At 71.6% G+C, this 25311-nt stretch carries 25 protein-coding genes; 17 read left to right on the top strand and 8 right to left on the bottom strand.

Annotated features, from left to right (window positions below; genetic code table 11):
* Positions 1 to 91 precede the first annotated feature (91 nt).
* The 3 genes from ACZ418_RS25750 to ACZ418_RS25740 are packed head-to-tail and all read left to right on the top strand — an operon-like array spanning position 92 to position 3095.
* Positions 92 to 871, top strand: coding sequence for a lysophospholipid acyltransferase family protein (locus tag ACZ418_RS25750; protein ID WP_468367063.1), 780 nt, complete (start codon positions 92 to 94; stop codon positions 869 to 871).
* The gene (locus ACZ418_RS25745) at positions 868 to 1878 is read left to right on the top strand and encodes an NAD(P)H-dependent glycerol-3-phosphate dehydrogenase (protein WP_468367060.1); all 1011 of its coding nucleotides are present in this window, start codon (positions 868 to 870) and stop codon (positions 1876 to 1878) included. Before ACZ418_RS25750 ends, ACZ418_RS25745 begins: the two co-directional genes overlap by 4 nt.
* Before the next feature lie 59 nt (positions 1879 to 1937).
* Complete coding sequence (locus tag ACZ418_RS25740) at positions 1938 to 3095, top strand: D-alanine--D-alanine ligase family protein (RefSeq protein WP_468367057.1); 1158 nt, start codon at positions 1938 to 1940, stop codon at positions 3093 to 3095.
* A 9-nt stretch (positions 3096 to 3104) separates the two neighbouring features.
* Here ACZ418_RS25740 and ACZ418_RS25735 read toward each other — a convergent pair whose 3' ends face one another.
* Together ACZ418_RS25735 and ACZ418_RS25730 are read right to left on the bottom strand one after the other, a co-directional pair.
* Positions 3105 to 3626, bottom strand: coding sequence for a DUF3515 domain-containing protein (locus tag ACZ418_RS25735; RefSeq protein WP_468367054.1), 522 nt, complete (start codon positions 3624 to 3626; stop codon positions 3105 to 3107).
* A gap of 20 nt (positions 3627 to 3646) precedes the next feature.
* Positions 3647 to 3880, bottom strand: coding sequence for an Lrp/AsnC family transcriptional regulator (locus tag ACZ418_RS25730; protein ID WP_003993216.1), 234 nt, complete (start codon positions 3878 to 3880; stop codon positions 3647 to 3649).
* 245 nt (positions 3881 to 4125) lie between these two features.
* On the opposite strand from ACZ418_RS25730, the gene ACZ418_RS25725 reads away from it, so the two are divergent.
* On the top strand, positions 4126 to 5091 hold the full coding sequence (locus tag ACZ418_RS25725; RefSeq protein ID WP_468367051.1) for a thiamine-phosphate kinase: 966 nt from the start codon (positions 4126 to 4128) through the stop codon (positions 5089 to 5091).
* Complete coding sequence (gene thiD / locus ACZ418_RS25720; protein WP_468367048.1) at positions 5088 to 5876, top strand: bifunctional hydroxymethylpyrimidine kinase/phosphomethylpyrimidine kinase; 789 nt, start codon at positions 5088 to 5090, stop codon at positions 5874 to 5876. The genes ACZ418_RS25725 and thiD overlap by 4 nt, the downstream gene beginning before the upstream one ends.
* A 100-nt stretch (positions 5877 to 5976) precedes the next feature.
* On the opposite strand, the gene rpmB is transcribed toward thiD, so the two are convergent.
* Positions 5977 to 6162: a 50S ribosomal protein L28 gene (gene rpmB / locus ACZ418_RS25715; RefSeq protein ID WP_003993230.1), complete on the bottom strand. Its 186-nt coding sequence runs from the start codon at positions 6160 to 6162 to the stop codon at positions 5977 to 5979.
* A 259-nt stretch (positions 6163 to 6421) separates the two neighbouring features.
* Between rpmB and ACZ418_RS25710 the strand changes: the two genes are divergently transcribed.
* A complete protein-coding gene (locus ACZ418_RS25710; protein ID WP_468367046.1) occupies positions 6422 to 8227 on the top strand; it encodes a DAK2 domain-containing protein in 1806 nt (601 codons plus the stop codon).
* 7 nt (positions 8228 to 8234) lie between these two features.
* Here ACZ418_RS25710 and ACZ418_RS25705 read toward each other — a convergent pair whose 3' ends face one another.
* Both ACZ418_RS25705 and ACZ418_RS25700 read right to left on the bottom strand, forming a co-directional pair.
* Complete coding sequence (locus tag ACZ418_RS25705; protein WP_468367043.1) at positions 8235 to 11603, bottom strand: tetratricopeptide repeat protein; 3369 nt, start codon at positions 11601 to 11603, stop codon at positions 8235 to 8237.
* Positions 11600 to 13438 (bottom strand): HSP90 family protein, encoded by a 1839-nt coding sequence (locus ACZ418_RS25700; RefSeq protein WP_468367416.1) that lies wholly within the window; start codon positions 13436 to 13438, stop codon positions 11600 to 11602. The genes ACZ418_RS25705 and ACZ418_RS25700 overlap by 4 nt, the downstream gene beginning before the upstream one ends.
* 152 nt (positions 13439 to 13590) lie before the next feature.
* Here ACZ418_RS25700 and recG point away from each other — a divergent pair, with 152 nt between their 5' ends.
* The 8 genes from recG (at position 13591) to mutM (ending at position 20999) form a co-directional block, all read left to right on the top strand.
* Positions 13591 to 15810 (top strand): ATP-dependent DNA helicase RecG, encoded by a 2220-nt coding sequence (gene recG / locus ACZ418_RS25695; RefSeq protein ID WP_468367041.1) that lies wholly within the window; start codon positions 13591 to 13593, stop codon positions 15808 to 15810.
* A gap of 128 nt (positions 15811 to 15938) precedes the next feature.
* Complete coding sequence (gene rsmD / locus ACZ418_RS25690) at positions 15939 to 16526, top strand: 16S rRNA (guanine(966)-N(2))-methyltransferase RsmD (protein WP_468367038.1); 588 nt, start codon at positions 15939 to 15941, stop codon at positions 16524 to 16526.
* 26 nt (positions 16527 to 16552) lie between these two features.
* A complete protein-coding gene (gene coaD / locus ACZ418_RS25685; protein WP_055704332.1) occupies positions 16553 to 17032 on the top strand; it encodes a pantetheine-phosphate adenylyltransferase in 480 nt (159 codons plus the stop codon).
* 66 nt (positions 17033 to 17098) lie between these two features.
* Entirely contained in the window at positions 17099 to 18160 is a 1062-nt protein-coding gene (locus ACZ418_RS25680) for an ATP synthase F0 subunit B (RefSeq protein WP_468367037.1), read from the top strand.
* A 158-nt stretch (positions 18161 to 18318) separates the two neighbouring features.
* Positions 18319 to 18963: a YceD family protein gene (locus tag ACZ418_RS25675; protein ID WP_450980394.1), complete on the top strand. Its 645-nt coding sequence runs from the start codon at positions 18319 to 18321 to the stop codon at positions 18961 to 18963.
* 2 nt (positions 18964 to 18965) lie between these two features.
* Positions 18966 to 19139 carry a 50S ribosomal protein L32 gene (rpmF, locus tag ACZ418_RS25670; RefSeq protein ID WP_003951102.1) on the top strand — a complete coding sequence of 58 codons (174 nt, stop codon included), beginning with the start codon at positions 18966 to 18968 and terminating at the stop codon, positions 19137 to 19139.
* Positions 19140 to 19147: 8 nt separating this feature from the next.
* Positions 19148 to 20056: a ribonuclease III gene (gene rnc, locus ACZ418_RS25665; RefSeq protein ID WP_468367034.1), complete on the top strand. Its 909-nt coding sequence runs from the start codon at positions 19148 to 19150 to the stop codon at positions 20054 to 20056.
* 82 nt (positions 20057 to 20138) lie between these two features.
* Positions 20139 to 20999 carry a bifunctional DNA-formamidopyrimidine glycosylase/DNA-(apurinic or apyrimidinic site) lyase gene (gene mutM / locus ACZ418_RS25660; RefSeq protein WP_468367032.1) on the top strand — a complete coding sequence of 287 codons (861 nt, stop codon included), beginning with the start codon at positions 20139 to 20141 and terminating at the stop codon, positions 20997 to 20999.
* Here mutM and ACZ418_RS25655 read toward each other — a convergent pair.
* The gene (locus tag ACZ418_RS25655) at positions 20972 to 21373 is read right to left on the bottom strand and encodes a winged helix-turn-helix transcriptional regulator (protein ID WP_468367029.1); all 402 of its coding nucleotides are present in this window, start codon (positions 21371 to 21373) and stop codon (positions 20972 to 20974) included. The two genes, mutM and ACZ418_RS25655, sit on opposite strands and share 28 nt — an antisense overlap.
* Before the next feature lie 108 nt (positions 21374 to 21481).
* Here ACZ418_RS25655 and ACZ418_RS25650 point away from each other — a divergent pair, with 108 nt between their 5' ends.
* Positions 21482 to 22063 carry a flavodoxin family protein gene (locus tag ACZ418_RS25650; protein ID WP_323376971.1) on the top strand — a complete coding sequence of 194 codons (582 nt, stop codon included), beginning with the start codon at positions 21482 to 21484 and terminating at the stop codon, positions 22061 to 22063.
* 4 nt (positions 22064 to 22067) lie between these two features.
* Here ACZ418_RS25650 and ACZ418_RS25645 read toward each other — a convergent pair whose 3' ends face one another.
* Together ACZ418_RS25645 and ACZ418_RS25640 are read right to left on the bottom strand one after the other, a co-directional pair.
* Positions 22068 to 22367 carry a hypothetical protein gene (locus tag ACZ418_RS25645; RefSeq protein ID WP_468367026.1) on the bottom strand — a complete coding sequence of 100 codons (300 nt, stop codon included), beginning with the start codon at positions 22365 to 22367 and terminating at the stop codon, positions 22068 to 22070.
* Between the two features lie 115 nt (positions 22368 to 22482).
* Positions 22483 to 23565, bottom strand: coding sequence for a CAP domain-containing protein (locus tag ACZ418_RS25640; protein ID WP_468367414.1), 1083 nt, complete (start codon positions 23563 to 23565; stop codon positions 22483 to 22485).
* Between the two features lie 755 nt (positions 23566 to 24320).
* Between ACZ418_RS25640 and ACZ418_RS25635 the strand changes: the two genes are divergently transcribed.
* Both ACZ418_RS25635 and ACZ418_RS25630 read left to right on the top strand, forming a co-directional pair.
* Complete coding sequence (locus ACZ418_RS25635; RefSeq protein ID WP_450980388.1) at positions 24321 to 24602, top strand: acylphosphatase; 282 nt, start codon at positions 24321 to 24323, stop codon at positions 24600 to 24602.
* 381 nt (positions 24603 to 24983) lie between these two features.
* Positions 24984 to 25187: a hypothetical protein gene (locus tag ACZ418_RS25630; RefSeq protein WP_023546484.1), complete on the top strand. Its 204-nt coding sequence runs from the start codon at positions 24984 to 24986 to the stop codon at positions 25185 to 25187.
* The last annotated feature ends 124 nt before the right edge of the window (positions 25188 to 25311 follow it).

Genomic DNA, 25311 nt, shown 5'->3' with positions numbered 1-25311 from the left:
GGGCGTACGGTGTTCTCGACAGACCGGCGGCACGGGGCGACAATCGTGCGGCCCCCGCCGGGGTGGCAGCCCCCTAGAGGAAGGTGTCCTTGTGCCCCGCCGCAGAATCGGCTTCTGGTACCGCTTCGCCGCGGTGATCTGCAAACCGCCGCTGGTGGTTCTGATCAAGCGGGACTGGCGTGGAATGGAGCACATTCCGGCCGAGGGCGGATTTATCACCGTGGTGAACCACAATTCCCACGTGGACCCCTTCGCGTACGCGCACTATCAGTACAACACCGGACGGGTTCCGCGATTCCTGGCGAAGAGCGGACTTTTCAAGAAGGGATTCGTCGGCGCTGCCATGCGCGGCACCGGACAGATCCCCGTCTACCGCGAGTCCACGGACGCCCTCAGCGCCTTCCGGGCCGCGATCGACGCCGTGGAGCGCGGCGAGTGCGTCGCCTTCTATCCCGAGGGCACCCTCACCCGCGACCCGAACGGCTGGCCCATGACCGGCAAGACCGGCGCCGCCCGCGTCGCCCTGCAGACCAAGTGCCCGGTCATCCCCGTCGCCCAGTGGGGCGCCAACGAACTGCTGCCGCCGTACGCCAAGAAGCCGGACCTCTTCCCGCGCAAGACCCACCACGTGCTCGCGGGCCCGCCCGTGGACCTCTCGCGCTTCTACGACAAGGAGATGACCCCGGACCTGCTCAAGGAGGCCACCGAGGTCATCATGGCGGCCATCACCCGCCTCCTGGAGGAGATCCGCGGCGAGAAGGCGCCCGAGACGCCCTACGACCCCCGCCGCGAGCGGAACGAACAGCGGCGCCGCACCGAGGCACAGACGGCGCAGACCAAGGGCAAGGAACCGGAGGGGCAGGGCAAGTGAGCAAGGCGGTCAAGACGGCGGTCATGGGCACCGGCTCGTGGGGCACCGCCTTCGGCATGGTCCTCGCCGACGCGGGCTGCGAAGTCACCCTGTGGGCCCGCCGTCCCGAGCTGGCCGAGGCCGTCAACTCCACGCGGACCAACCCCGACTACCTGCCGGGCGTCGAACTCCCGGAGAATCTGCGTGCCACCTCGGACCCGGCCGAGGCCCTGCGCGACGCGGACTTCACCATCCTCGCCGTGCCCTCCCAGACCCTGCGCGCCAACCTCGCCGAGTGGACCCCGCTGCTCGCCCCGGACACCGTGCTCGTCTCCCTGATGAAGGGCGTCGAACTCGGCTCCACCATGCGGATGAGCGAGGTCATCGACGACGTCGCCAAGGTCGGCCCCGACCGCATCGCGGTCGTCACCGGGCCCAACCTGGCCCGTGAGATCGCCGCCCGCATGCCCGCCGCAGCCGTCGTCGCCTGCACCGACGTGGCCGTGGCCCAGCGCCTCCAGGCCGCCTGCCACACGCCGTACTTCCGGCCGTACACGGAAACCGACGTGGTGGGCTGCGAACTGGGCGGTGCCGTGAAGAACGTCATCGGGCTCGCCGTGGGCATCGCGGACGGCATGGGGCTCGGCGACAATGCCAAGGGCTCGCTCATCACCCGGGGCCTCGCCGAGACCGCACGGCTCGGTGTCGTGCTCGGCGCCGACCCGCTGACCTTCTCCGGACTCGCGGGTCTGGGCGACCTGGTGGCGACCTGCTCCTCGCCGCTGTCCCGCAACCACACCTTCGGCACCAACCTCGGCAAGGGCATGACCCTGCAGGAGACCATCGCGGTCACCAAGCAGACCGCCGAGGGCGTCAAGTCCTGCGAGTCCGTGCTGGATCTGGCCCGCCGGCACGGCGTCGACATGCCCATCACGGAGACGGTGGTCGCCATCGTCCACGAGGGCAAGTCCCCGGTGGTCGCCGTCAAGGAGCTGATGTCGCGCAGCGCGAAGCCGGAACGACGCTGAGCGAACCCCCTGAGTCGACGCTGTATCCGGGCTCTACCAACGGGTACTCTCAACGCGATATGAGCACCGAGAACCTCCCCCAGAGCCCTGAGCAGCCGCCCCGCAAGCCGCGCGTTGCCGTCGTGTTCGGCGGGCGCAGCTCCGAACACGGGATCTCCGTGGTCACCGCCGGCGCCGTCCTCAAGGCCATCGACCGGACCAAGTACGACGTCCTGCCGATCGGCATCACCCGGGACGGCCGTTGGGCGCTGACGGCCGACGAACCGGAGCGGATGGCCATCGCCGACCGCCGCCTGCCCGCCGTCGAGGAGCTGGCGGAGTCGCACGAGGGCGGCGTGGTGCTTCCCGTCGACCCCGCGAGCCGCGAGGTCGTCTACAGCGAGCCGGGATCGGTGCCCAAGGCCCTCGGCGAGGTCGACGTGGTCTTCCCGGTGCTGCACGGCCCGTACGGCGAGGACGGCACCCTGCAGGGCCTCCTGGAGCTGTCCGGGGTGCCGTACGTGGGCGCCGGTGTGCTCGCCTCGGCCGTCGGCCAGGACAAGGAGTACATGAAGCGGATCTTCACCTCCTACGGGCTCAAGGTCGGTCCGTACGTGGTGATCCGGCCGCGCGAGTGGGAGCGGGACGAGTCCGCCGCCCGCAAGAAGATCATCGATTTCGCCGGCGAGCACGGCTGGCCGCTGTTCGTGAAGCCCGCGCGCGCGGGCTCGTCCATCGGCATCACCAAGGTCGACGACCTGGCCGGGCTGGACGAGGCGATCGCCACCGCGCAGGCCCACGACCCGAAGATCCTGATCGAGGCCGCCGTGCGGGGCCGGGAGATCGAGTGCGGCGTCCTGGAGTTCGAGGACGGCCCGCGCGCCTCCGTGCCTGCCGAGATCCCGCCGCCGGACACGCACGCGTACTACGACTTCGAGGCCAAGTACATCGACTCCACGCCCGGCATCGTCCCGGCGCCGCTCACCGAGGAGCAGACCGCCGAGGTGCGGCGGCTCGCGGTCGAGGCGTTCGAGGCGGTCTCCTGCGAGGGCCTGGTCCGCGCCGACTTCTTCCTCACCGAGGACGGCGAGTTCGTGATCAACGAGATCAACACCCTGCCCGGCTTCACGCCGATCTCGATGTACCCGCAGATGTGGCAGGCCAGCGGCGTCAGCTACCCCGAGCTGATCGACCGCCTGGTGCAGGCGGCGCTGCGCCGCTCGACCGGGCTGCGCTGAGCACCCGGCTCACCCGCGCATGGAGGCGATCCCCTTGGGGATCGCCTTCTTCACGGCCGCCGCGAGGTCGGTGAGCACGGCCGTGCCCTCCTCCTGCGCGGACATCCCCTTGGGCAGGCCGATCTGCACATAGGCCACACGTCCCGCCGTGGTGAACCGCCAGGTGCCGTCGCCCTGCTTCTCCATCAGCCAGTCGACGCCGTTCACCCCGCCCGCGATGGCATCGGGGTCACCGCCCTCGGCCACCTTGGGATCGATCATCTTCGGCGGCCGTACGACACCGCAGCGCAGTATGATCGCCGGGTTTCCCCAGCCCGCCGTGTAGGCGGACCGGGGTTCGGGGTCGTTGCGGCTTCGCCCGTCGAGCTTCTGCGGCAGCACCCGGTGCAGATTCCGGCACACCGGCGCCGTTTTCGCGTCGGGGCTGGGAACCGCCACGGTCGCGCTGTCGTCTGCCGAGGAGCAGCCCGCGACCGCGAGCAGCAGCGCGGGCGCGAGCAGGCCGAGGGGCCGGTGAGCGAAGAACTTCACCGGCCAAGCGTAGACGGGGGCTACAGATGCACGACCGGACAGGTCAGGGTGCGGGTGATGCCGTCCACTTGCTGGACCTTGGCGACCACCATGCGCCCGAGGTCGTCGACCGTGTCGGCCTGGGCGCGCACGATGACGTCGTACGGTCCCGTCACGTCCTCGGCCTGGAGCACTCCAGGGATCTTGCTGATCGTCTCGGCGACGGTCGACGCCTTGCCGACCTCCGTCTGGATCAGGATGTACGCCTGTACCACGGAACCTCCAGGGCGGCCACGAGGATCATGTGGGGAAAAGGAACGCCACGGTATCGCGTCGCCGCTCCCCGCGGGGAGACCTGCGGGAACCAGGCTTGCGCGCCAGGGTGCAGGCACGACGGAAGTTGACGGTCGCAAGACCGCTGCGACGGTCATCCGGACCGAATCGACAGTCACCTCGACGGTATCGGGGACACTGATGACGCGCGACTGGGCACGGCATGGCAGAGAAGGGGAGCAAGGCAATGAAGGGCACTGTTGGTGAGCTCGGTGAGTTCGGGCTCATCAGGGAGCTCACCTCCCGTCTCACCACCACCCCGGCGGTCCGGATCGGCCCCGGCGACGACGCGGCGGTGGTCGCCGCGCCCGACCGCCGGGTGGTGGCGAGCACCGACATCCTGCTGGAGGGGCGGCACTTCCGCCGCGACTGGTCCACGGCCTACGACGTCGGCCGCAAGGCGGCGGCGCAGAACCTCGCCGACATCGCCGCGATGGGCGCCGTACCGACCGCCCTGCTGCTCGGCCTGGTCGTTCCGGCCGAACTCCCGGTGACCTGGCCGAGCGAGCTGATGGACGGCCTGCGCGACGAGTGCCAGGTCGCGGGCGCCTCCGTGGTCGGCGGTGACGTCGTACGCGGCGACACGATCATGGTGTCGATCACCGCGCTCGGCGATCTGCGCAACCAGGAGCCCGTCACACGGGCCGGCGCCCAGCCCGGCGACCTGGTGGCCGTCACGGGCTGGCTGGGCTGGTCCGCGGCCGGATACGCGGTCCTTTCCCGCGGTTTCCGCTCCCCACGCGCCTTCGTGGAGGCCCACCGGCGCCCCGAGCCGCCGTACCACGCGGGTCCGGCGGCCGCCGGGCTCGGCGCGACCGCGATGTGCGACGTGAGCGACGGGCTGATCGCCGACCTCGGGCACATCGCCGAGGCGAGCAAGGTCCGCATCGACATCCGCTCCGGCGCGATCGACATCCCGACCCAGATGAACGACATCGGGCAGGCCGTCGGCGTCGACCCGCTGCAGTGGGTGCTGACCGGGGGAGAGGACCACGCGATCGTCGCGACCTTCCCGCCGGACACCAAGCTGCCGGCCCGCTGGAAGGTCATCGGCGAGGTCCTCAACCCCTCCGCGCTGCCGCAGGTGACCGTCGACGGGGCGCCCTGGACCAGCAAGGGCGGCTGGGACCACTTCGGGGGCATCGAGTCATGAGCCTGCCGAGGGTGCTCACGGTGGCCGGCTCCGACTCCGGGGGCGGGGCCGGCATCCAGGCCGACCTGAAGACGATGCTGGCGCTCGGCGTGCACGGGATGAGCGTGATCACGGCCGTGACCGCGCAGAACTCGCTGGGCGTCCAGGGGGCCTGGGAGCTGCCCGTGGAGGCCGTGCGGGCCCAGTACCGCAGCGTCGTGGACGACATCGGCGTGCAGGCCGTGAAGACCGGCATGCTCGCCTCGGCGGAACTGGCCGAGGCGGTCGCCGAGTTGATCTCCGGCACGGACGCGCCGGCCGTGGTCGACCCGGTGGGCGTCTCCAAGCACGGCGACCCGCTGCTCGCCGCGTCCGCGCTGGACTCGGTACGGACGAAGCTGCTCCCGGTGGCGACCGTGGCCACCCCGAACCTCGACGAGGTGGCGCAACTCACCGGGGTGCGGGTCGAGTCGGAGGACGATCTGCGCCGGGCCGCGGACGCCGTGCTGGCGTACGGCCCGCGGTGGGTGCTGATCAAGGGCGGGCATCTGGCGGGCGAGGCCGTGGATCTGCTCACGGACGGTGCCGACGAGTACCGGCTGCGTGCGCCCCGGCACGACAACCGGCACACGCACGGCACCGGCTGCACACTGGCGTCCGCCGTCGCGTCGGGGCTGGCGAAGGGCCTGAGCGTGCCGGAGGCGGTCACGGCGGCCAAGGAGTACGTCACGGGCGCGATCGCCGCCGGGTTCGCGCTGGGGGCGGGGATCGGGCCGGTGGATCACGGGTGGCGGTTCCGTGCGTGATGTGCTGTCGGGTCTCGGGTACGGCAAAAAGCCGGCCCACCCTCGGGTGGACCGGCTCAGTGCAGCGAACCAGGCAGTGGCCGCGCGCTCAGCTGTAGCGTCAGCGCGAGACCTTGCCGGCCTTGATGCACGAGGTGCAAGCGTTCACGCGCTTCGGCGTCCCGCCGACCACGGTACGCACACGCTGGATGTTCGGGTTCCAGCGGCGGGACGTACGGCGGTGCGAGTGCGAGATGTTGTTGCCGAAGCCCGGCCCCTTGCCGCAGACGTCGCAGTTGGCAGCCACGGGTCACTCCAAAGACTTCAGATGCACTTACGGTTAATCCCGGCATGCCGGGATCGAGATCCTAAGACCTGAGATCTTGAGTGGCGTTGCCAGGGGAACGGCCCGATCAGGATCGGGCAACCGGAGCAGCATACAACGGCTGCGCCCGTAGAACGAAACTACCATGGCAGCTCAGGACCCCGCTCCCGGCCCACTTCCGGTGGACACCGCTTCGGGGTCTACGCTGCGTCCCACGTCCAGCCAGTTCAGGGAGGCGCAGGTGGCGCAGGTGCCGCAGACGTTCCTCGATGCTCTCGCGGTGCGCACCTGGTGCGGTCTGGCGCTCGGAGCGCTCGGGCGCGCGCGTGAGGAGATCGACGCGATCAACGTCTATCCGGTGGCCGACGGCGACACCGGAACGAATCTCTACCTCACGCTGGAATCGGCGGCCACCGCCGTGGAGGCCGTGTTCGCCGGGTACGAGACGGGTGTCGGGGAGCCCTCCCTGGCGGACGCCGTGCACGCGATGGCCCACGGGGCGCTCATCGGGGCCCGGGGCAACTCCGGGACGATCCTGGCGCAGCTGCTGCGCGGCATGGCGCAGGTGCTGGCTCAGGGCGGTGAGGCGGCGCACATCGACGGCGCGGGGCTGCGGCTGGCGCTGCGGCGGGCCGCCGACTCCGCCCGGCAGGCCGTGGCCCACCCCGTCGAGGGCACGGTGCTGACCGTCGCCTCGGCCGCCGCCGAGGCCGCCGAGGAGGCCGACGGCGACTGCGGCACGGTCGCGCGGGCGGCCTACGAGGGCGCGCGGACGGCCCTGGCGGCCACTCCCCGCCAGCTGCCCGTGCTCGGCCGGGCCGGGGTGGTCGACGCGGGCGGACGCGGGCTCGTGGCGGTGCTGGGTGCGCTGGTGGAGGCGTTCACGGGGGAGGCGGTACGGGAGCTGCCGGCCGCGCGGGAGAGCCTCGCGGCGGTACGGGATGCCGGGGATGCCCCGGACGCCGTTTCCGGCGCCCACGCGCGCGTGGGCGGGGTCTGCGGTGCTGCGGGCACCGGTGCGGAGGCCGATGTGTACGCGCGCGTGGGCGCCGATTCCGCTGCGGGCGCGCACGCCCGGGTGGCCGTCCCCGACGCCGGCCTGTGCGTCGAGGGCGCCGAGGCCGGCGGGCCCGCCTACGAGGTGATCTATCTCCTGGAGGCCGGCGACCTGGCCGTGGCCCGGCTGAGGGAACGCCTCGACGCGCTCGGCGACTCCCTGGTCGTGGTCGGCGGCGACGGGCTGTGGAACGTCCATGTGCACGTCGACGACGCGGGCGCCGCCGTGGAGGCGGGCGTGGAGGCGGGGCGGCCGTACCGGATCAGGATCACCCACTTCGGGCTGGGGGACGTGCACACCGGCGGCGAGCGGCCGCCACGCGAGCGTGCCCAGCGTGCCGTCGTCGCCGTCGTACCGGGCGAGGGCCTGGCCGGGCTGTACACCGAGGCGGGCGCCACGACCGTCCTCGCGCGCCCCGGGGAGCCGCCCGCCAGCGGGGAGCTGGTGCAGGCGCTGCGGCGGGCCCACGCGCGCGAGGTCGTCCTGCTGCCCAACGACGCCGAGCTGCGCCACACGGCCGCCGCGGCCGCCGAGCAGGCCCGCACCGAGGGCATCCGGGTGGCCCTGATCCCGACCCGCTCGGCCGTCCAGGGCATCGCCGCGCTCGCCGTGCACGAGCCGGGGCGCCGGTTCGACGAGGACGTGGTCCAGATGACCGCGGCGGCGGGCGCCACCCGGTACGCCGAGGTCGTCGTCGCCGAACGCCAGTCCTGGACGACGGCCGGCATCTGCCAGGCCGGGGACGTGCTCGGGCTCATCGACGGCGACGTGGCGGTGATCGGCCCCGACGTCACCGCCACCGCCCGCACCGTCCTGGACCGCATGCTCCAGGCCGGCGGCGAGCTGGTCACCCTCGTCGTCGGCGAAGGGGCCCCCGAGACCGTCGCCGAGCAGTTGGAGGCCCGCGTACGGGAGTCCTACCTCGCCGTGGACACGGTCGTGTACCAGGGGGGCAGGCAGGGGACCCTGCTGCTCATCGGCGTGGAGTGAGCCGGGTTCACGACTCCTGCTCCAGCATCCCGGCGGCCTCCACCCGGCGTGCCCGGACGGTCTCGTCCCTGTCGTCGGCACCTTCGTAGGCCGCGAGCACGGCACGCGCGCGTGCCGTCGCCTCGGCGGGCCGGCCGAGGTCCGCCGCCAGCCGCCCGGCGGCGAGTTGGGCACCGGTGCGGTCGTGCAGCCCGTCCGGGCCGAGCTTGGCGAACAGGTCGGCCGCGCGGTCCAGCTGGATCAGCGCCGCCTCGAACGCGGCCCGGATCGCGCCGTCCCCGGCCTCCTCGGCCCGCTCTGCCTCCTCGGTCACCGAGCGGGCCAGCAGCTCGCCGAACTGCCGGTGCGTATGGGCGAGTTCGCCGGTGAGCTGTTCCCGGGACACCGGGTCGGCCGCGGCCTCACGCGCCTGCTCGCACTCGCGCACCGCCTGCGCCATCAGCTCCCGCGCACCCTCCGCGCCGCCCTCCCCGCGCAGCGCCAGCCAGCCGCGGGCGCGCAGTGAGCGGACGAGGAAGGCCGGGTTGCCCAGCGCGCGCCACAGTTCACCCGCCCGCGCGTAGGCCTGGTCGGCCTCGTCCAGCAGACCGGCCTTGCTCAGCGACTCGGCGGCGAGGTGGGCGAGCGTGGCGTGGTCCTGCTGCTCGGGCCAGTGCCGGGCGGTCTCGGCGGCCCGCAGCCGGTGTTCCGCCGCCGCCCGGTGATCACCCAGCTCGTCCAGGCAGTCGCCGAGCCACCACTGCGCCTGTACGACCGCCCCGTCCCCGTGCGTCTCGGCGGACAGGTCGGCCAGCGCCGACTCCAGCACCTCGGCGGCCTCGGCGCAGCGCCCCTGCCGCAGCAGGAGCCCGCCCAGCTGCTGCCGCGCCCAGGCCCCCAGCGTGCCGCTCTCGCCCGCCTCGTCGGCCCAGTGCGCGGCCTCCAGGGCATGCTCGGTGGCCTCGACGACCTCACCCCGGGCGCCGACGAGCTCGGCGAGCTGCAGATGCAGCTGGGCCCGGCCGACCGGCTCCACGTACGGCCCGCCATGTTCCAGGGCGGCCCGTAGCGCCCGCTCTGCCTCGCCCGGCTCACCGGCCTGATGGGCCAGCGCGGCGACCTGCACCTCGTACTCCACGGCGAACCACGGCAGCCCGGCGCTCACGTACGCGTCGGCCGCCCGCCGGAACAACTCCGCGGCCCGCCCGCCGTCCCCGCGCACCCCGGCCAGCTCGGCGAGCATGGCCCGCGCCTCAGCGGCCCGAGCCGCCAACCGCACATCATCACCGGTCCGCCCGCCGACGAGCGCCAGCACCTCCCGCACGGCCTGCTCGACCTGCGCGAACGCATCCCGCACCGACCCGGCCACCGCCCCGCCCGGCCCGGCCCCATCGGGCTCCGATTGCTGGGGGGCCGCCCCGCCCGGCACGGCCCCGTCGGGCTCCGGTTGCTGGGGGGCCGCCCCGCCTGATACCAGGCCCTCGGCCTTCGGCTGGTCGGAGGCCGACGTGGCGGGGACGGGTCCCTTCTGCGCTGCGTCCCCGCGCGCGGGGCCGTCGGCGTCTGGCCTGTCCGGTCCTGGGAGTTCGGTTCCCGGCTGGTCGGAGGCCGGCGTGTGGGGGGCGGGCCCCTCCGGCATCGCATCCCTGGGCGCGAGACCGTCCGTGTCCGGCCCGCCCGGTCCCGGTACTTCGGCCCCCGGCCGGTCCGAGGCCGACGCGTTGGGGCCCGGTGCCTTCGGCGCCGCATCCCCGGGCGCGGAGCCGTCCGGCACCGGTGCGTCCCGTACCGGGTTCTCCAGGACCGGCGCCCCCTGGTGTACCCGGCGCATGAGAATCCGCGCCCGGCTCATCAGGACCGACGCCGTCTGCCGTACGCCTGTGGCCTCCTCGGCGTAGAGGGCGAGGGCCTCGTCGTACAGCCCGGTGACCACCGCCAGGGCCGTCTGCACGTCGCCGGTCAGGGCGCGGACGTACGCTCCACGCGCGCGTGCCGCCAGGGCCTCGCCGGGGTCGCCCGCCTCGGCGTACAGGGCCGCCGCCCGCTCGAACAGCTCGATGCCCTCGGGGCCGCAGGCCATCGCCTCGTGGTCGGCCAGCTCCGCGCGGTCGCGTGGCTCCAGCTCCGTACCGTGCGCGGCCCGCCCGACCGCCGCCCAGGCCTGAAGGGCGTGCGGCTGGAGGGTCTCCGACAGCCGGCGTGCCTCGGCGAGCAGGGCCGCCAGGTCGGGCTCGTCCTGCGCCTCCGGGGGCGCGGGCACGGCCACCGGGGCCGCCGCCGCGCGCACCGTACGCACGCCCAGCGGCAGGCGCTCCACCAGCGGCCGCTGAGCCATACGCGCGCGTGCCCGGTCACCGATGTGCGACGTGCCGTTGCGCCGGTCGAACCGCTCGGCCAGGTCCAGCGTCTCCACGCGCGCGTGGGCGGCGAGTTCCTGTGCCGTCCAACTCCGCCCGGCCGGCCCCGGCACCCGCTGCCCGCCGAGGCCCAGTTCGGTCAGCCGGTCCATCAGCAGCGTCACCACGGCCAAAAAGTCCAGCCGGCTGCGCGGATGCCCCGTGTCGGTGAAGTACGCCGGCCGCTCGGCGAGCAGCTCCAGAGCGCGTGCCTCGTTGCCGGTCAGCGCGCAGAACTCCACATGGTCGGCGTAGGCGCCGCGCATCGACTCCATCGGGCGGACCAGACGAAAGCCCCGCAGATGGTTCGCGCGGGCCTCGTCGACGCGCCCCAGGCGCAGCAGCGGAACCAGCGAGGAGGCCAGCACGGTGTGCGGTTCGTGCGCGCAGGCGAACTCGCCCTCCAGCACCGGCCGCCACAGCTCCAGGGCATCCGCGTCCCTGCCGCGCTGGACCTGCCACTCGCCCTGCCCGTGCAGCTCGCACGCGTGGCAGTCGGCCATCGTGTCCCGGTCCGCGGCGAGCCACGCGGCGTACGCCCGCTCCGCGCGCGCCAGGTCCCCGATGTGGGCGGCCACGGTGAACTCGGCGCCGCGCACGGCCCGTTCGGAGTGCCCGGCGAGCCGGTAGCGGTGCTCCATCTCGCCGAGCCACTTCTCGATCGAGGCGAGCGGGATGTGCGGCTGGTCCAGCATGCCCGCCGACATCCACTTGAAGACCCAGTGCAGCGAGTGCGCCTCGTACGCGTCGAAGTCCTCGGGCCGTTCGTCCCACATGCGCAGCAGCCGCGCGAACGGGACGAACATCTTGTCCTTCTCCGAGCTGTAGTTGTAGACCTTCAGCTGGTGCCCGAGCGCCTCGATGACGGCCAGCGGGATGCCGAGGCCCTCCGCCTCGGCCAGCAGCCGCTCCGCGCGCGCGTTGCGGGCCGGGCCCTCCGGCTGCTCGGAGTTCTCCGCCATCGCCCGGCGCAGCGCGTCGAAGTCCGCGATCTCGCTCATCGCCCGTCACCCTCCCCATGGGTCGCCCACTCCAGCAGGCCGATGAACGCCCGGTTGAGCAGCGCCGAGTCGGCCGGCCTGAGCGGGCGCTGCGCCATCAGCAGGGCCTGCCCGTACAGCGATTCGACGGCGGTGCCGATCAGTTCCGGGTCCTTCAGCGAACCGATGCGCCGCACCAGCGGGTTGAGATGGTTGAGCACCAGACGCGCGCGCGGTGCGCTGCCGCGCAGCGAGCCGAGGATGCCCGCCCAGAGGTCGTCGGCCTGCTCCTCGGCCGCCGCACGGGCCTGCTCGTGCCGAGCGGAACGGTCGTCCAGGTGCAGCGCGGGCACCGACAGCGGATGGAAGGCCCGCAGGACCACGTCACAGCCCAGCCGGTCCAGCTGCGCCCGCGCGGCCGCCAGGAAGCCGGACAGGGCCAGCTCCTCGCCCGGGTCGACCGCGTCCAGATGCGCGGTCACGGTGTCCGCGTCCAGCTCGGCGACCACCGTGCCCGGCCGCACCGACGGCAGCGCCTCGACCAGGTCGCCGTCGTACGTGTAGCCGCCGTTGACCACCCCGACGCCCTGCGCGGAAGCGATCGGCGCGACCTGCCGGTACTCCTCGACGGTCCGCGTGAAGTGCACCACCGGGTGCCGCTGCGCGAACTCCTCCAGCGACAGCTGCCCGTCGGTGGTCTCGAACGGCAGCCAGGGCAGCATCGTGCGCAGCATGTCCCGGTCGTGCCGGGCGAGCGACTTCACCCCCAGGTGATGCACGGCGAGGAAGGACGTCAGCCGCTCCGGATCACCGGCGGCAAGCCCCGTGAGCCACGAGCGGATCCGTTCCCCGAGCGCCTCCCGCACTGCGGCCAGCGTCTCGTCCTCGTACAACGACTCCCGCGAGGCCGTCGGCCGCAGACTGTCGGTGTCCAGCACACAGCGCACGAAGAACGCCCAGTCGGGCAGCAGCTGTTCGGCCCGCTCGGTCAGCAGCATGCCCTTCAGATGCACCCGGTGGGTCGCCCGCTGGGCGGGGCTCACGGCCGCCGGCAGCACGTACGCCACCCCACGGATCCCGGCCAGCGGCACGTCCAGGTCGATCGAGTCCAGCGGGGTGAACCCGAACAGCTCGTGACAGTGCCGGGCCAGCGCCACCCTTCTGCTCGAAGGGCTCGGATACGGCCGGTCCCAGGGCGCGGGCAGATCCGTGACCGGCTCCTCGCCCACCCGGACGTCGTACGGCAGCAGCGCACCGAAGTCGCGGGCCAGGGCCAGCACCCGCTCCGGCGCCAGCCACTCGGCCGCCCCGGGCCGCGCGGTCAGGTGGACGGTCGTACCGGGCTCGGGCCGCGCGGAGTCGGGCAGGGTCCGCACGGTGTACGAGCCGTCGTCGCACGCCGTCCACTCCACCGGTGGTGCGCCGGGCGTACGGGCGCTGCGGCTGACCACCCGGATCCGCTCGGCGACCACGAAGCACGCGAGCAGGCCGATGCCGAACTGGCCGAGGAAGTCGGAACGGGCCTCCTGCAGGCCCTCGGCCCGCTTGGAGCTGCGCCCGATGGTGGCGAGCAGCTCGTGCACGTCCGCCTCGGTGAGCCCGATCCCGCTGTCCTCCACCCGCAGGCCGCCGCCGTCGGCGTACAGCCGCACCCGGGCCGGGGCGTCGGGCTCCTCGCCCCGCCGCGCGGTGATGGCGTCGACGGCGTTCTGCAGCAGCTCGCGCAGATAGACCTTGGGACTGGAATAGAGGTGATGGGAGAGCAGGTCCACCAGACCGCGCAGGTCGACCTGGAACATGTGAGGTGTATGAGGTGACTGGGATGCCTGAGCTGGCTGTGAGGTCTGGGAGTCCATCGTCACTGCGCCACAGGGGGAGTGCGTGCGGCGCGGGGTCGGGCGGCCCCGGCGGGGCGGTGACCGCGAAGGATGGCCGGAGCGTGCCATCCTAGGGCCGAACAGTCCAGCTGACCAGGGATTTCCCGGCATTGTCAGTGCTGTGGTGTGCAATGGATCTCGTGCCCGCACTGCAAGAACCACTGAAGCAGCCACTGAAGTCGGTGCTCGGCCCCGCCACCGCGAAGGTGATGGCCGAGCACCTCGGCCTGCACACCGTCGGCGACCTCCTCCACCACTACCCGCGCAGATACGAGGAGCGCGGCCAGCTCACCCAACTCGCCGAGCTCCCCATGGACGAGCACGTCACGGTGGTCGCCCAGGTCGCCGACGCCCGCCTGCACACCTTCGCCTCCGCCAAGGCCCCCCGCGGCAAGGGCCAGCGCCTGGAGGTCACGATCACCGACGGCAGCGGCCGGCTCCAGCTGGTCTTCTTCGGCAACGGCGTCCACAAGCCCCACAAGGAGCTGCTGCCGGGCACACGCGCGATGTTCGCCGGCAAGGTCTCGGTCTTCAACCGCCGCCTCCAACTCGCCCATCCTGCCTACGAGTTGCTGCGAGGCGACAGCGAGGAGACCGTGGAGAGCTGGGCCGGCGCCCTGATCCCCATCTACCCGGCCACCGCCAAACTGGAGTCCTGGAAGATCGGCAAGGCGGTCCAGACGGTGCTGCCCACCGCCCAGGAAGCGCTGGACCCACTTCCCCCCTCCCTCCGCGAGGGCCGTGGCCTGGTCCCGCTCCCCGAGGCCCTGCTCAAGATCCACCGCCCGCACACCAAGGCGGACATCGCCGACGCCCGCGCCCGCCTGAAGTGGGACGAGGCCTTCGTCCTCCAGGTCGCCCTGGCCCGCCGCCGCCACGCGGACACCCAGCTCCCCGCCGTCCCGCGCACACCCACGCCCGACGGCCTCCTCACGGCCTTCGACGACCGCCTGCCCTTCACCCTCACCGAGGGCCAGCAGAAGGTCTCCAAGGAGATCTTCGACGACCTCGCCACGGAACACCCGATGCACCGCCTGCTCCAGGGCGAGGTCGGAAGCGGGAAGACCTTGGTGGCCCTGCGCGCCATGCTCGCCGTGGTCGACGCGGGCGGGCAGGCGGCCATGCTCGCGCCCACCGAGGTCCTCGCCCAGCAGCACCACCGCTCGGTCACCGAGATGATGGGCGAGCTGGCCGAGGGAGGCATGCTGGGCGGCGCCGAGCAGGCCACCAAGGTCGTCCTGCTCACCGGCTCCATGGGCGCCGCCGCCCGCCGCCAGGCCCTGCTCGACCTGGTCACCGGCGAGGCCGGCATCGTCATCGGCACGCACGCCCTGATCGAGGACAAGGTCCAGTTCCACGACCTCGGCCTGGTCGTGGTGGACGAGCAGCACCGCTTCGGCGTCGAACAGCGCGACGCCCTGCGCGGCAAGGGCAAGCAGCCCCCGCACCTGCTGGTCATGACGGCCACCCCGATCCCGCGCACGGTCGCCATGACGGTCTTCGGCGACCTGGAGACCTCCGTCCTCGACCAGCTCCCCGCCGGCCGCTCCCCGATCGCCAGCCATGTGGTCCCGGCCGCCGACAAGCCCCACTTCCTCACCCGCGCCTGGGAGCGGGTCCGCGAGGAGGTGGCGAACGGCCACCAGGCGTACGTCGTCTGCCCCCGCATCGGCGACGAGGAGGACGACCCCAAGAAGGCCGGCAAGAAGAAGTCCCCCGAGGACGAGGCGGAGAAGCGCCCGCCGCTCGCGGTCCTGGACATCGCCGACCAGCTGGGCCGCGGGCCCCTCCAGGGCCTGACGGTGGAGGTCCTCCACGGCCGTATGAACCCGGACGACAAGGACGCGGTGATGCGCCGCTTCGCGGCCGGGGAGACGGACGTCCTGGTCGCCACGACGGTCATCGAGGTCGGTGTGAACGTCCCCAACGCCACGGTGATGGTGATCATGGACGCCGACCGCTTCGGCGTCTCCCAGCTCCACCAGCTCCGCGGCCGCGTCGGCCGGGGCTCCGCCCCGGGCCTGTGCCTCCTGGTCACCGAGATGCCCGAGGCCAGCGCGGCCCGCCAGCGGCTGAACGCCGTCGCCGCCACCCTCGACGGCTTCGAGCTCTCCCGGATCGACCTCGAACAGCGCCGCGAGGGCGACGTCCTCGGCCAGGCCCAGTCCGGCGCCCGCTCCTCCTTGCGCGTCCTCGCGGTCATCGAGGACGAGGAGGTCATCGCGGAGGCGAGGCAGGAGGCGACGGCCCTGGTGGCGACCGATCCGGACCTGGAGCGTCTGCCGGGTCTCCGCACGGCTCTGGACGCCCTGCTGGACGAGGAAAGGGAGCAGTACCTGGAAAAGGGCTGAGGCGGACTCACCTCAAGGGGCGCGGGGCTGTGCTCCATATGCGGCTACCGCCTCCGTATGCGGCTACCGCCGCGCGGGCGCAACCAGCCACAATGGACCCCAAAGCCGCCGACGAAGAAGGACCCCACATGACCCGCGTGATCGCCGGCCGGGCCGGCGGACGGCGCCTCGCAGTACCCCCCGGCACCGGAACCCGGCCCACCTCCGACCGCGCACGTGAGGGCCTCTTCTCCACCTGGCAGTCCCTCCTCGGCGGCCCCCTGGACGGCGAGCGAGTCCTGGACCTCTACGCCGGCTCGGGCGCCGTAGGCCTCGAAGCCCTCTCCCGGGGCGCGAGCCACACGCTCCTCGTCGAGGCCGACGCCCGCGCGGCCAGAACCGTCCGCGAGAACGTCGCAAACCTCGGCCTCCCCGGCGCCGAAGTGCGGGCAGGCAAAGCGGAACAAGTCATCAGAACCGCACTCCCCGCCGAGCCGTACGACCTCGTCTTCCTCGACCCCCCGTACGTTGTCACAGATCACGATCTTCGCGAGATTCTCCTCACACTCCGCTCGGGAGGCTGGCTCGCGAAGGACGCTCTCGTCACCGTGGAGCGCAGCACCAGAGGTGGCGCATTCCAGTGGCCGGACGGCTTCGAGGCGATCAGGTCCCGTCGCTACGGCGAGGGAACGTTTTGGTACGGTCGCGCCGCCTCTACGTGCGAAGACGCACGATGACCGGACCGGAGAGCGAGGGATCTCAAGTGCGCCGCGCCGTCTGTCCCGGGTCGTTCGACCCGATCACCAACGGACACCTCGACATCATTGCCCGCGCCTCCCGTCTGTACGACGAGGTCTACGTCGCGGTGATGATCAACAAGTCCAAGAAGGGCCTGTTCGAGATCGAGGAGCGGATCGAGCTGATCCGCGAGGTCACCGCCGACTACGCCAATGTCCGGGTCGAGGCCTTCCACGGCCTGCTCGTCGACTTCTGCAAGCAGCGCGACATCCCCGCCATCGTCAAGGGCCTGCGCGCCGTCAGCGACTTCGACTACGAGCTGCAGATGGCCCAGATGAACATCGGCCTCACCGGCGTCGAAACGCTGTTCGTGCCCACCAACCCCACCTACAGCTTCCTGTCCTCCTCCCTGGTCAAGGAGGTCGCGGCCTGGGGCGGCGACGTCTCCCACCTGGTGCCCGCCCCGGTGCTGGAGGCCCTGAACAAGCGCCTGCGCAAGGTCTGATGGGAGCGATGGGACTACAGTCGTCCCGTCCGTCTCCATCCCGGCTGTAGAGAGTGGCGAGCACAGGTGGACGTGCAGAAGAAGCTCGACGAGATCGTCTCCGCGGTCTCCGGCGCCCGTTCCATGCCCATGTCGGCGTCCTGCGTGGTCAACCGCGCCGACCTGCTCGCGATGCTGGAAGAGGTGCGCCAGGCGCTGCCCGGCTCCCTCGCGCAGGCGCAGGAGCTGATCGGCGACCGCGAGCAGATGGTCGAGCAGGCCCGTCAGGAAGCCGAGCGGATCATCTCGAACGCGCACGCCGAGCGCGGCTCGCTGATCTCCGACACCGAGATCGCCCGCCGCTCCCAGGCCGAGGCCGACCGGATTCTCGCCGAGGCCCGCAAGGAGGCCGAGGAGATCCGCGCCGAGGCCGACGACTACGTCGACTCCAAGCTCGCCAACTTCGAGGTCGTCCTCACCAAGACCCTCGGTTCGGTGGGCAGGGGCCGCGAGAAGCTCCTCGGTACCGGGCCCGGCCTGGACGAGAACGGCTACGAGGACGAGGACGCCCCCGAGCGCAGCCACGACCCGGAGACCCTGCGCCACAACGCCGACCAGTACGTCGACGCCAAGCTGGGCGCCTTCGAGGCGGTGCTCGCCAAGACCCTGGAGGCCGTCGGCCGCGGCCGGCAGAAACTGCACGGCCGGATCGCCACGGACGACCTCGGCGCCCTCGCCGACGACACCACGACGTTCCAGCACTCCAGCGACGCCGACTACCTCGCCGACCTCGCCGCCCTCGCCGAGCAGGACGCCCCGGCCGAGCGCCCGGCCCAGCCCGCGCAGCAGCAGCAACCGTCGTACGAACCGCAGCCGGCCTACGCGTCGTACGACCAGCAGCAGCCCGACCCCTACGGCGGGTTCCCGCAGCAGCCCGCCTACGGCCAGCAGGACCCGTACGGCTACCAGCAGGCCGACCCGTACGCATACCAGGGCTACGACCAGCAGCAGCCCGCCTACGACCCCCAGCAGTCCCACCAGCAACAGCAGCCCCAGCAGGGCTACGCTCTCGATGAGACCAGCCTCTTCGACACGAGCATGATCAGCGCGGAGCAGCTGAGAGCGTACGAGCAGGGCCGGGGACTGTAGGGCGCGGAACGCGCGGCGCGAGCGCCCGCGACCACCGGATTGGGCCGAGAGCGAAAGGTCCAGTATCCTGGCTCTTCGGTCGCGCGTACGTCCGCGATCTCCGCTGCCCTCGACACCGACGGGCGGCGGCCCTCCGAGCTCGAAGATCGAAAGCAGGAATGGCCTCCAACGCCCGCCTCGACCACCGCAACCCCCTCGTGTTCGACACGCACGAGCTGGGTCGGCGTCCTGGCGCGCTGCAGCGCCTGACCCGCACGATCGACGCTCCCGCGGATCTCGGCATCCAGGGAGTCATCGGAGTGCCGGAAGGCGCCCCGGTGGAGCTCGAACTCCGCCTTGAGTCGGTCATGGAAGGGGTGCTCGTCACAGGCACCGCCCGTGCACAGGCCGAGGGGGAGTGCGTAAGGTGTCTGGAGCCGGTCGAGCTGGAGCTCGAAGCGGACTTCCAGGAACTGTTCTCGTACCCTGACGCCGACGACCGGGGCCGTGTGATCGCGGAACCGGGCGACGACGCCGAGGACGACGAGGACAGGTACTTCCTCGAGGACGGACTCTTCGACCTCGAACCTCTGCTGCGCGATGCGGTGGTGCTCGCACTGCCGATGCAGCCGGTGTGCCAGGAAGACTGCCCAGGCCTGTGCTCCGAGTGCGGAGCGCGGCTCGCGGACGACCCGGACCACCACCACGACGCCGTCGACATCCGTTGGGCGGCTTTGCAGGGACTCGCCGGTTCACTCGAAGACGGCGAGAAGGACGAGATGAGCGGCGCCGAAGCGGGCGTCGACGAGAAGCAGGAGAAGTAGCCGTGGCTGTTCCGAAGCGGAAGATGTCGCGCAGCAACACGCGCCACCGCCGGTCGCAGTGGAAGGCTGCGGTCCCCACCCTGGTTGCGTGCGAGCGCTGCCACGAGCCCAAGCAGCAGCACATCGCGTGCCCGTCTTGCGGCACCTACAACAAGCGCCAGGTCCTCGAAGTCTGAGTGGGCTGGTGAGAGGCACTGTGTCCAGTCCCAAGAAGGCGGAAGACGCCAAGGCGGACGCACCCGCCAAGAAGAAGGCGGACAACCAGGCCTCGTCCCATACGCTTCTGGAAGGGCGGCTCGGCTACCAGGTCGAGTCCGCCCTTCTGGTGCGCGCGCTCACCCACCGTTCCTACGCGTACGAGAACGGCGGTCTGCCGACGAACGAGCGGCTGGAGTTCCTCGGTGACTCCGTCCTCGGTCTCGTCGTCACGGACACGCTGTACCGCACCCACCCCGACCTGCCCGAGGGCCAGCTGGCCAAGCTGCGGGCCGCGGTGGTCAACTCGCGTGCGCTGGCGGAGGTCGGGCGTGGCCTCGACCTGGGTTCCTTCATCCGGCTCGGCCGTGGTGAAGAGGGCACGGGCGGCAGGGACAAGGCGTCCATCCTCGCCGACACCCTGGAAGCGGTGATCGGCGCGGTCTATCTCGACCGGGGCCTCGACTCGGCGTCCGAGCTGGTGCACCGGCTCTTCGACCCGCTGATCGAGAAGTCCTCGAACCTCGGTGCCGGCCTGGACTGGAAGACCTCCCTCCAGGAGCTGACCGCGACCGAAGGACTCGGCGTGCCCGAGTACCTGGTCACGGAGACCGGTCCCGACCACGAGAAGACCTTCACTGCTGCCGCCCGCGTCGGAGGCGTCTCGTACGGCACCGGCACCGGCCGCAGCAAGAAGGAGGCGGAGCAGCAGGCCGCCGAGTCCGCCTGGCGGGCCATCAAGGCCGCCGCGGACGAGCGCGCCAAGGCGGCCAAGGAAGCGGCCGCCGCGGACGCCGAGGCGGTCAAGGCGGCCAAGGAGGCCGTCGCCAAGGACGGCGACCCGGCTGCCGGGGAGGCCGTCGCCAAGGACGGCGACCCGTCGTCCGCTCCCGCCTGACCCACAGCAGTACCGAGCGCCCGCCCCGCCGTTCCGAGGGGGTGGGCGCTCCGCTCGTCCACCGCTTCGTACGGGGGTTCCGATGCCCGAGTTGCCCGAGGTCGAGGTCGTCCGGCGCGGCCTCGCGCGCTGGGTCACCCACCGCACCGTCGCCGAGGCCGAGGTGCTGCACCCGCGCGCCGTGCGCCGGCACCTGGCGGGGCCCGACGACTTCACGCACCGGCTCAAGGGCCACCACATCGGCATGCCCAGCCGCCGTGGCAAGTACCTGTGGCTGCCGCTGGAGGAGACCAACCAGTCCGTGCTCGCCCACCTCGGTATGAGCGGTCAGCTGCTGGTGCAGCCGCACGAGGCGCCGGACGAGAGGCACCTGCGCATCCGGATCCGGTTCGCCGACTCCCTCGGCACGGAACTCCGCTTCGTCGACCAACGCACCTTCGGCGGGCTGTCGTTGCACGACAACACCCCCGACGGCCTGCCCGACGTCATCGCGCACATCGCCCGCGACCCCCTCGACGAGCTGTTCGAGGACGAGGCGTTCCACCTGGCGCTGCGCCGCAAGCGGAGCACCATCAAGCGGGCCCTGCTGGACCAGTCGCTGATCAGCGGCGTCGGGAACATCTACGCGGACGAGGCGCTGTGGCGCGCCCGTATCCACTACGAGCGCCCGACGGCGAACTTCACCCGCCCGGTCACCACCGAACTCCTCGGCCACATCCGGGACGTGATGAACGCCGCCCTCGCGGTCGGCGGCACCAGCTTCGACAGCCTGTACGTCAACGTCAACGGCGAGTCCGGCTACTTCGACCGGTCCCTGGACGCGTACGGCCGTGAGGGCGAGCCCTGCAGGCGGTGTGGCACCCCGATCCGCCGCCGTTCCTGGATGAACCGCTCCAGTTACTTCTGCCCGAAGTGTCAGAGGGCGCCGCGCGTCTCGTCGTAACGCGCGCGTGCCGCGAGGACGTCGTCCATGGCGTCCTCCACGCAGTGGATGAGCGCCAGCAGCCGCCCGGCCACCTGATGGCCCAGGGGCGTCAGTTCGTAGTCGACGCGCGGCGGGTTGGTCGGCTGTGCCTCGCGGTGCACCAGGCCGTCGCGCTCCAGCGCGTGCAGCGTCTGGGACAGCATCTTCTCGCTCACCCCGTCCACGCGGCGGCGCAGCTCGTTGAAGCGCAGCGAGCCCTCGTGCAGCGCGCCGAGTGTGAGCGCGCCCCAGCGTCCCGTGACGTGCTCCAGCGTGCCGCGCGAGGGACAGGCCTTGGCGAACACGTTGTACGGAAGGTCCTGCGCCTCGGTGCGCTCCTGCGTGGTGTCCATCCCTCTAGCGTACTCGAACGCAGCGCTAACCGGCAGGTTGCACTTTCCAAAGGTTAGTGCTTTCCTTTCATCAGTATCACTGACCTGCCCATCTCAGGAGTACGCATCGTGACCACCCCTGTCGTTTCCATCGCCTACCACTCCGGCTACGGCCACACCGCCGTTCTCGCGGAGGCCGTCCGCGCCGGTGCCGCCGAGGCGGGCGCCGAGGTGCACCTGATCAAGGTGGACGAGATCACCGACGAGCAGTGGGAGACGCTGGACCGCTCCGACGCGATCGTCTTCGGCTCGCCCACCTACATGGGCACCGCCTCCGGCGCCTTCCACGTCTTCGCCGAGGCCACCTCCAAGCGCTGGTTCGGCCAGGACTGGAAGGACAAGCTGGCCGCCGGCTTCACCAACTCCGGTTCCAAGAGCGGCGACAAGCTGCACACCCTGCAGTTCTTCCAGATCCTCGCGGCGCAGCACGGGATGAACTGGATCAACCTCGGACTGCACCCGGGCTGGAACAACAGCGCGGGCTCCGAGAACGACCTCAACCGCCTCGGTGTCTTCGCGGGCGCTGCGGCCCAGACCAACGTGGACGAGGGCCCGGACGCCGTGCACAAGTCCGACATCGCCACGGCCGAGCACCTGGGGCGCCGCGTCACCGAGACGGCGCGGGTGTTCACGCGGGGGCGTGCGGCCTGAGGGCTCAGTGACGGTTCAGGCTCTTCCGCGCGGTGACTTCGCGGAACAGCTCGGCGAGCCTGTGCAGTTGCTGCTGTCGCGCTCGCTGGGCGTTGCGCTTCGCTTGTCGTGCGTCAGCGATGTACATCAATGTGCCGCCAACGCCGGCGGCGAACCACAGTGAGGCGTGGATGAAGGCGTGCTGGTATACGCGGTGGATGCCCATGGCATAGGCGCCGAGACATATCGAACGCTCAGACCATCGGCTCACCGCCTCGGCGTTCCGCTTGAACCACCGCTCCTGCGTGGCGTTGTGCCTGCTCAACTCGCCCACCTTGTTCGTTGGTCCTCCGGCGGCCGATGGCGCCGGGCTGACCCGGGTCGACAATCCGGGTTAGCGATCGGTGGGCCGGCAGTGGAAGAGGCTGTCCGCGGGATTCTCAGTACCCGAAGTCCTGTGTCCACCAGGGCCCGTCCGGGCCGAAGTGGACGCCGACGCCCAGGGTCTTGAAGTCGCAGTTCAGGATGTTGGCGCGGTGGCCGGGGCTGTTCATCCAGGCCTCCATCACGGCCGCCGCGCCGGCCTGGCCGCGGGCTATGTTCTCGCCGCCGAGGTCGGTGATCCCCGCCGCCGCGGCCCGGTCCCACGGCGTCCTGCCGTCCGGGTCGGTGTGGTCGAAGAAGTCCCGCGCCGCCATGTCGTTACTGAACGACTGGGCGAGATTCGTCAGCGAGGAGTTCGCCGTCAACGGACTGCACCCGACCTTCGCCCGCTCCTGGTTGACGAGCTTCAGCACCTCCGCCTCGGCGGCGTCCGCCGTGGACACCGCCACCGGTGGAGTACTCGTCTTCGGTGCCTTGGGCGTCTTCGGTGCCTTGGACGCCGTACGCGACGGGGTGCTCTTCGGCTTGCGGGCCGGCGTCGCACGGGGCGTCGGCTTCCCGGTCGCCGTCTTCGACGGGGCGGGCCTGGGCGAGGCCGATGCCGACGCCGTCGCCGCCTTCGACGCGGAGGCGGACGGGCTCGGGGACGCCGAGCCCCCGGAGTTCGGGCCGGCGCCGCCCTCGGGGGTGTCGGCGCTGCCCGAGGTGCCGCCCTGCTCGGCGGTCGTGTTGCTCGGCATGTCCGCCGCCTGCACCCGCTCGCCGCCGGTGGTGTGCGTGGCGCCGCCGAGCCGGTAGTTCTGCAGGCCCGGCACCACTCCGGTGGCCACCGCGGCGGTACCGAGAGCTACGGCCGCGGACACCCCGAGCAGGCCCGAGGGCACCGGCCGCGCGGCCTTCTTCCGGTGCCGGTGGCCGGAGGAGGCGCGGCCGGCCGGCGAGAAGCCACCGTCCCCGGAGCCGCCCGGGCCGCCGCCCTCCGCCGCGAACAGATGGGCCTGCGCCTCGGCGGTCGCATCCGCATGGGCCAGCGGCTGCAGACCGGTCGCCGGGGTATAGGCCTCCGGGTTGAGATACGGCGCGATGCCCCGGGGTGCCTGTGCGCGCCGGACGATCCGCGCCTGCTCGCGGCGGACGATCTCAGCCGCGTACTCGCGCCGGGCGTTCTCACCTGGGTTCCAGTCTTGCCGGATGTCCTCAGCGGTGTACGGCTCGCGCCGGGCGTTCTCACCCGGGTTCCAGTCTTGCCGGATGTCCTCAGCGGTGTACGGCTCGCGCCGGGCGTTCTCACCCGGGTTCCAGTCTTGCCGGATGTCCTCAGCGGTGTACGGCTCGCGCCGGGCGTTCTCACCCGGGTTCCAGTCCTGCCAGACGTTCTCGCCTGCGTCCGGGTTCCGCCGGACCACCTCACCTGCGTACGAGTCCAGCCAGGCCTCACCCGCGTATGAGCCCTGCAGGGTGCCACCTGCGTACGAGTCCAGCCAGGCCTCACCCGCGTATGAGCCCTGCAGGGTGCCACCTGCGTACGAGTCCTGCGGGGTGCCCCCCGTGTACGAGTCCCGCCGGCCGCCACCCGCGTACGAGTCCTGCCAGGGCTCACCGTTGATCGAGTCCTGCGGGGTGCCGGTCCCGGTGCGGGGGTGGTGGGTGTGGGTGACGTCCGTGGCCCGGCCCGTGGCGGCGCGGCCGGCGGTGGAGCGACGGTGGCGTCCCATGTCCTTGCCCCCTTCCTCGTCCTCGCGGTCGACCGGCGCCTGCGCGGCGAGTGACTCCCCCTGGCCGACCAAACTCACTCGATCGAGTGAGTTTCATATGAGACATCGGGTCGGGACGGTACCGCATGCCGTCGGCGGCCGATGTGAACCGAGCGACATCGGCCGGTTAGGTTGCATCCATGAGCGAGGATGTGCGACTGATCGCCTGGGTGCGTGGACGCGTGCAAGGTGTGGGTTTCCGCTGGTTCACGCGTGCCAAGGCGCTGGAGATCGGGGGCCTGAGTGGTTTTGCTCTCAATTTGGCCGACGGTCGCGTCCAGGTCGTCGCGGAGGGATCGCGCGAGGGTTGCGAGGGGCTGCTGGACTGGCTCCAGGGCGACGACACGCCCGGACACGTGGACGGAGTCACCGAGATCTGGGACACACCCCGCGGCGGGTACGACGGCTTCGCCATCCGCTGAACCGATTCTGTAAAGGCGCGCAGGCCGGCGCACGGGGAGCTGCCGGGGGCACATGCGCACAGCAGAAACGACCTGGTGGTTGCCAAGAACGGCCCGGCATGGCAGGCTCCGCAGCAAGAGCTGATCGCCACGCCCTGAGGGCCCCGGATGACTCGCTGCGCCGCCGCTTTTCCGGCCGCGCGCCCCGGTTTGCCCGCCAATACAGGGCGTGATCGTGTTGACCGTCAAACTTTTTGGTGAGACGCTGAAAGCCCCGCGCACCTTAGCTGTTTGGCATGGAGCAACAGCAGAGCAACACCCGGATGTGCCAAGCACCGCGGGTGCAATCCCTCACGACCCACACCGCATCGGTCGGTCACTCATTGTGGAGGACCATCCATCATGGCAAAGGCGCTTCTCGGTTACGTCGGCGGCTCCGACCCTCGACTCCTCGCCGAGATGCGACGGCTGCAGCAGCGCGTCCAGGACCTGGAGTCCGAGCTCGTAAGGATCCAGGCGGAGAACGATGCGCTGACGGCTGCCGCCTCTCAGGACAGGATCATGGAGAGCATCGACGCACACCAGGCGGAGCCTGCGCTCACCTGATCACTGCATCGCTCCACGACAGCAGTCGCAGCGATCGGGCTGCCGTAATCAACCGCTCAGTTGATCGGACGACCGCAACCCGGCCGTCAGAGTTGCAAGGGACGCTTCGGCGTCCCTTCCTTCT

It is taken from the genome of Streptomyces sp. NPDC030820, assembly GCF_055572075.1.
The sequence above is the reverse complement of the archived record's forward strand: the minus strand, read 5'-3'. Positions and strand labels throughout refer to the sequence as shown.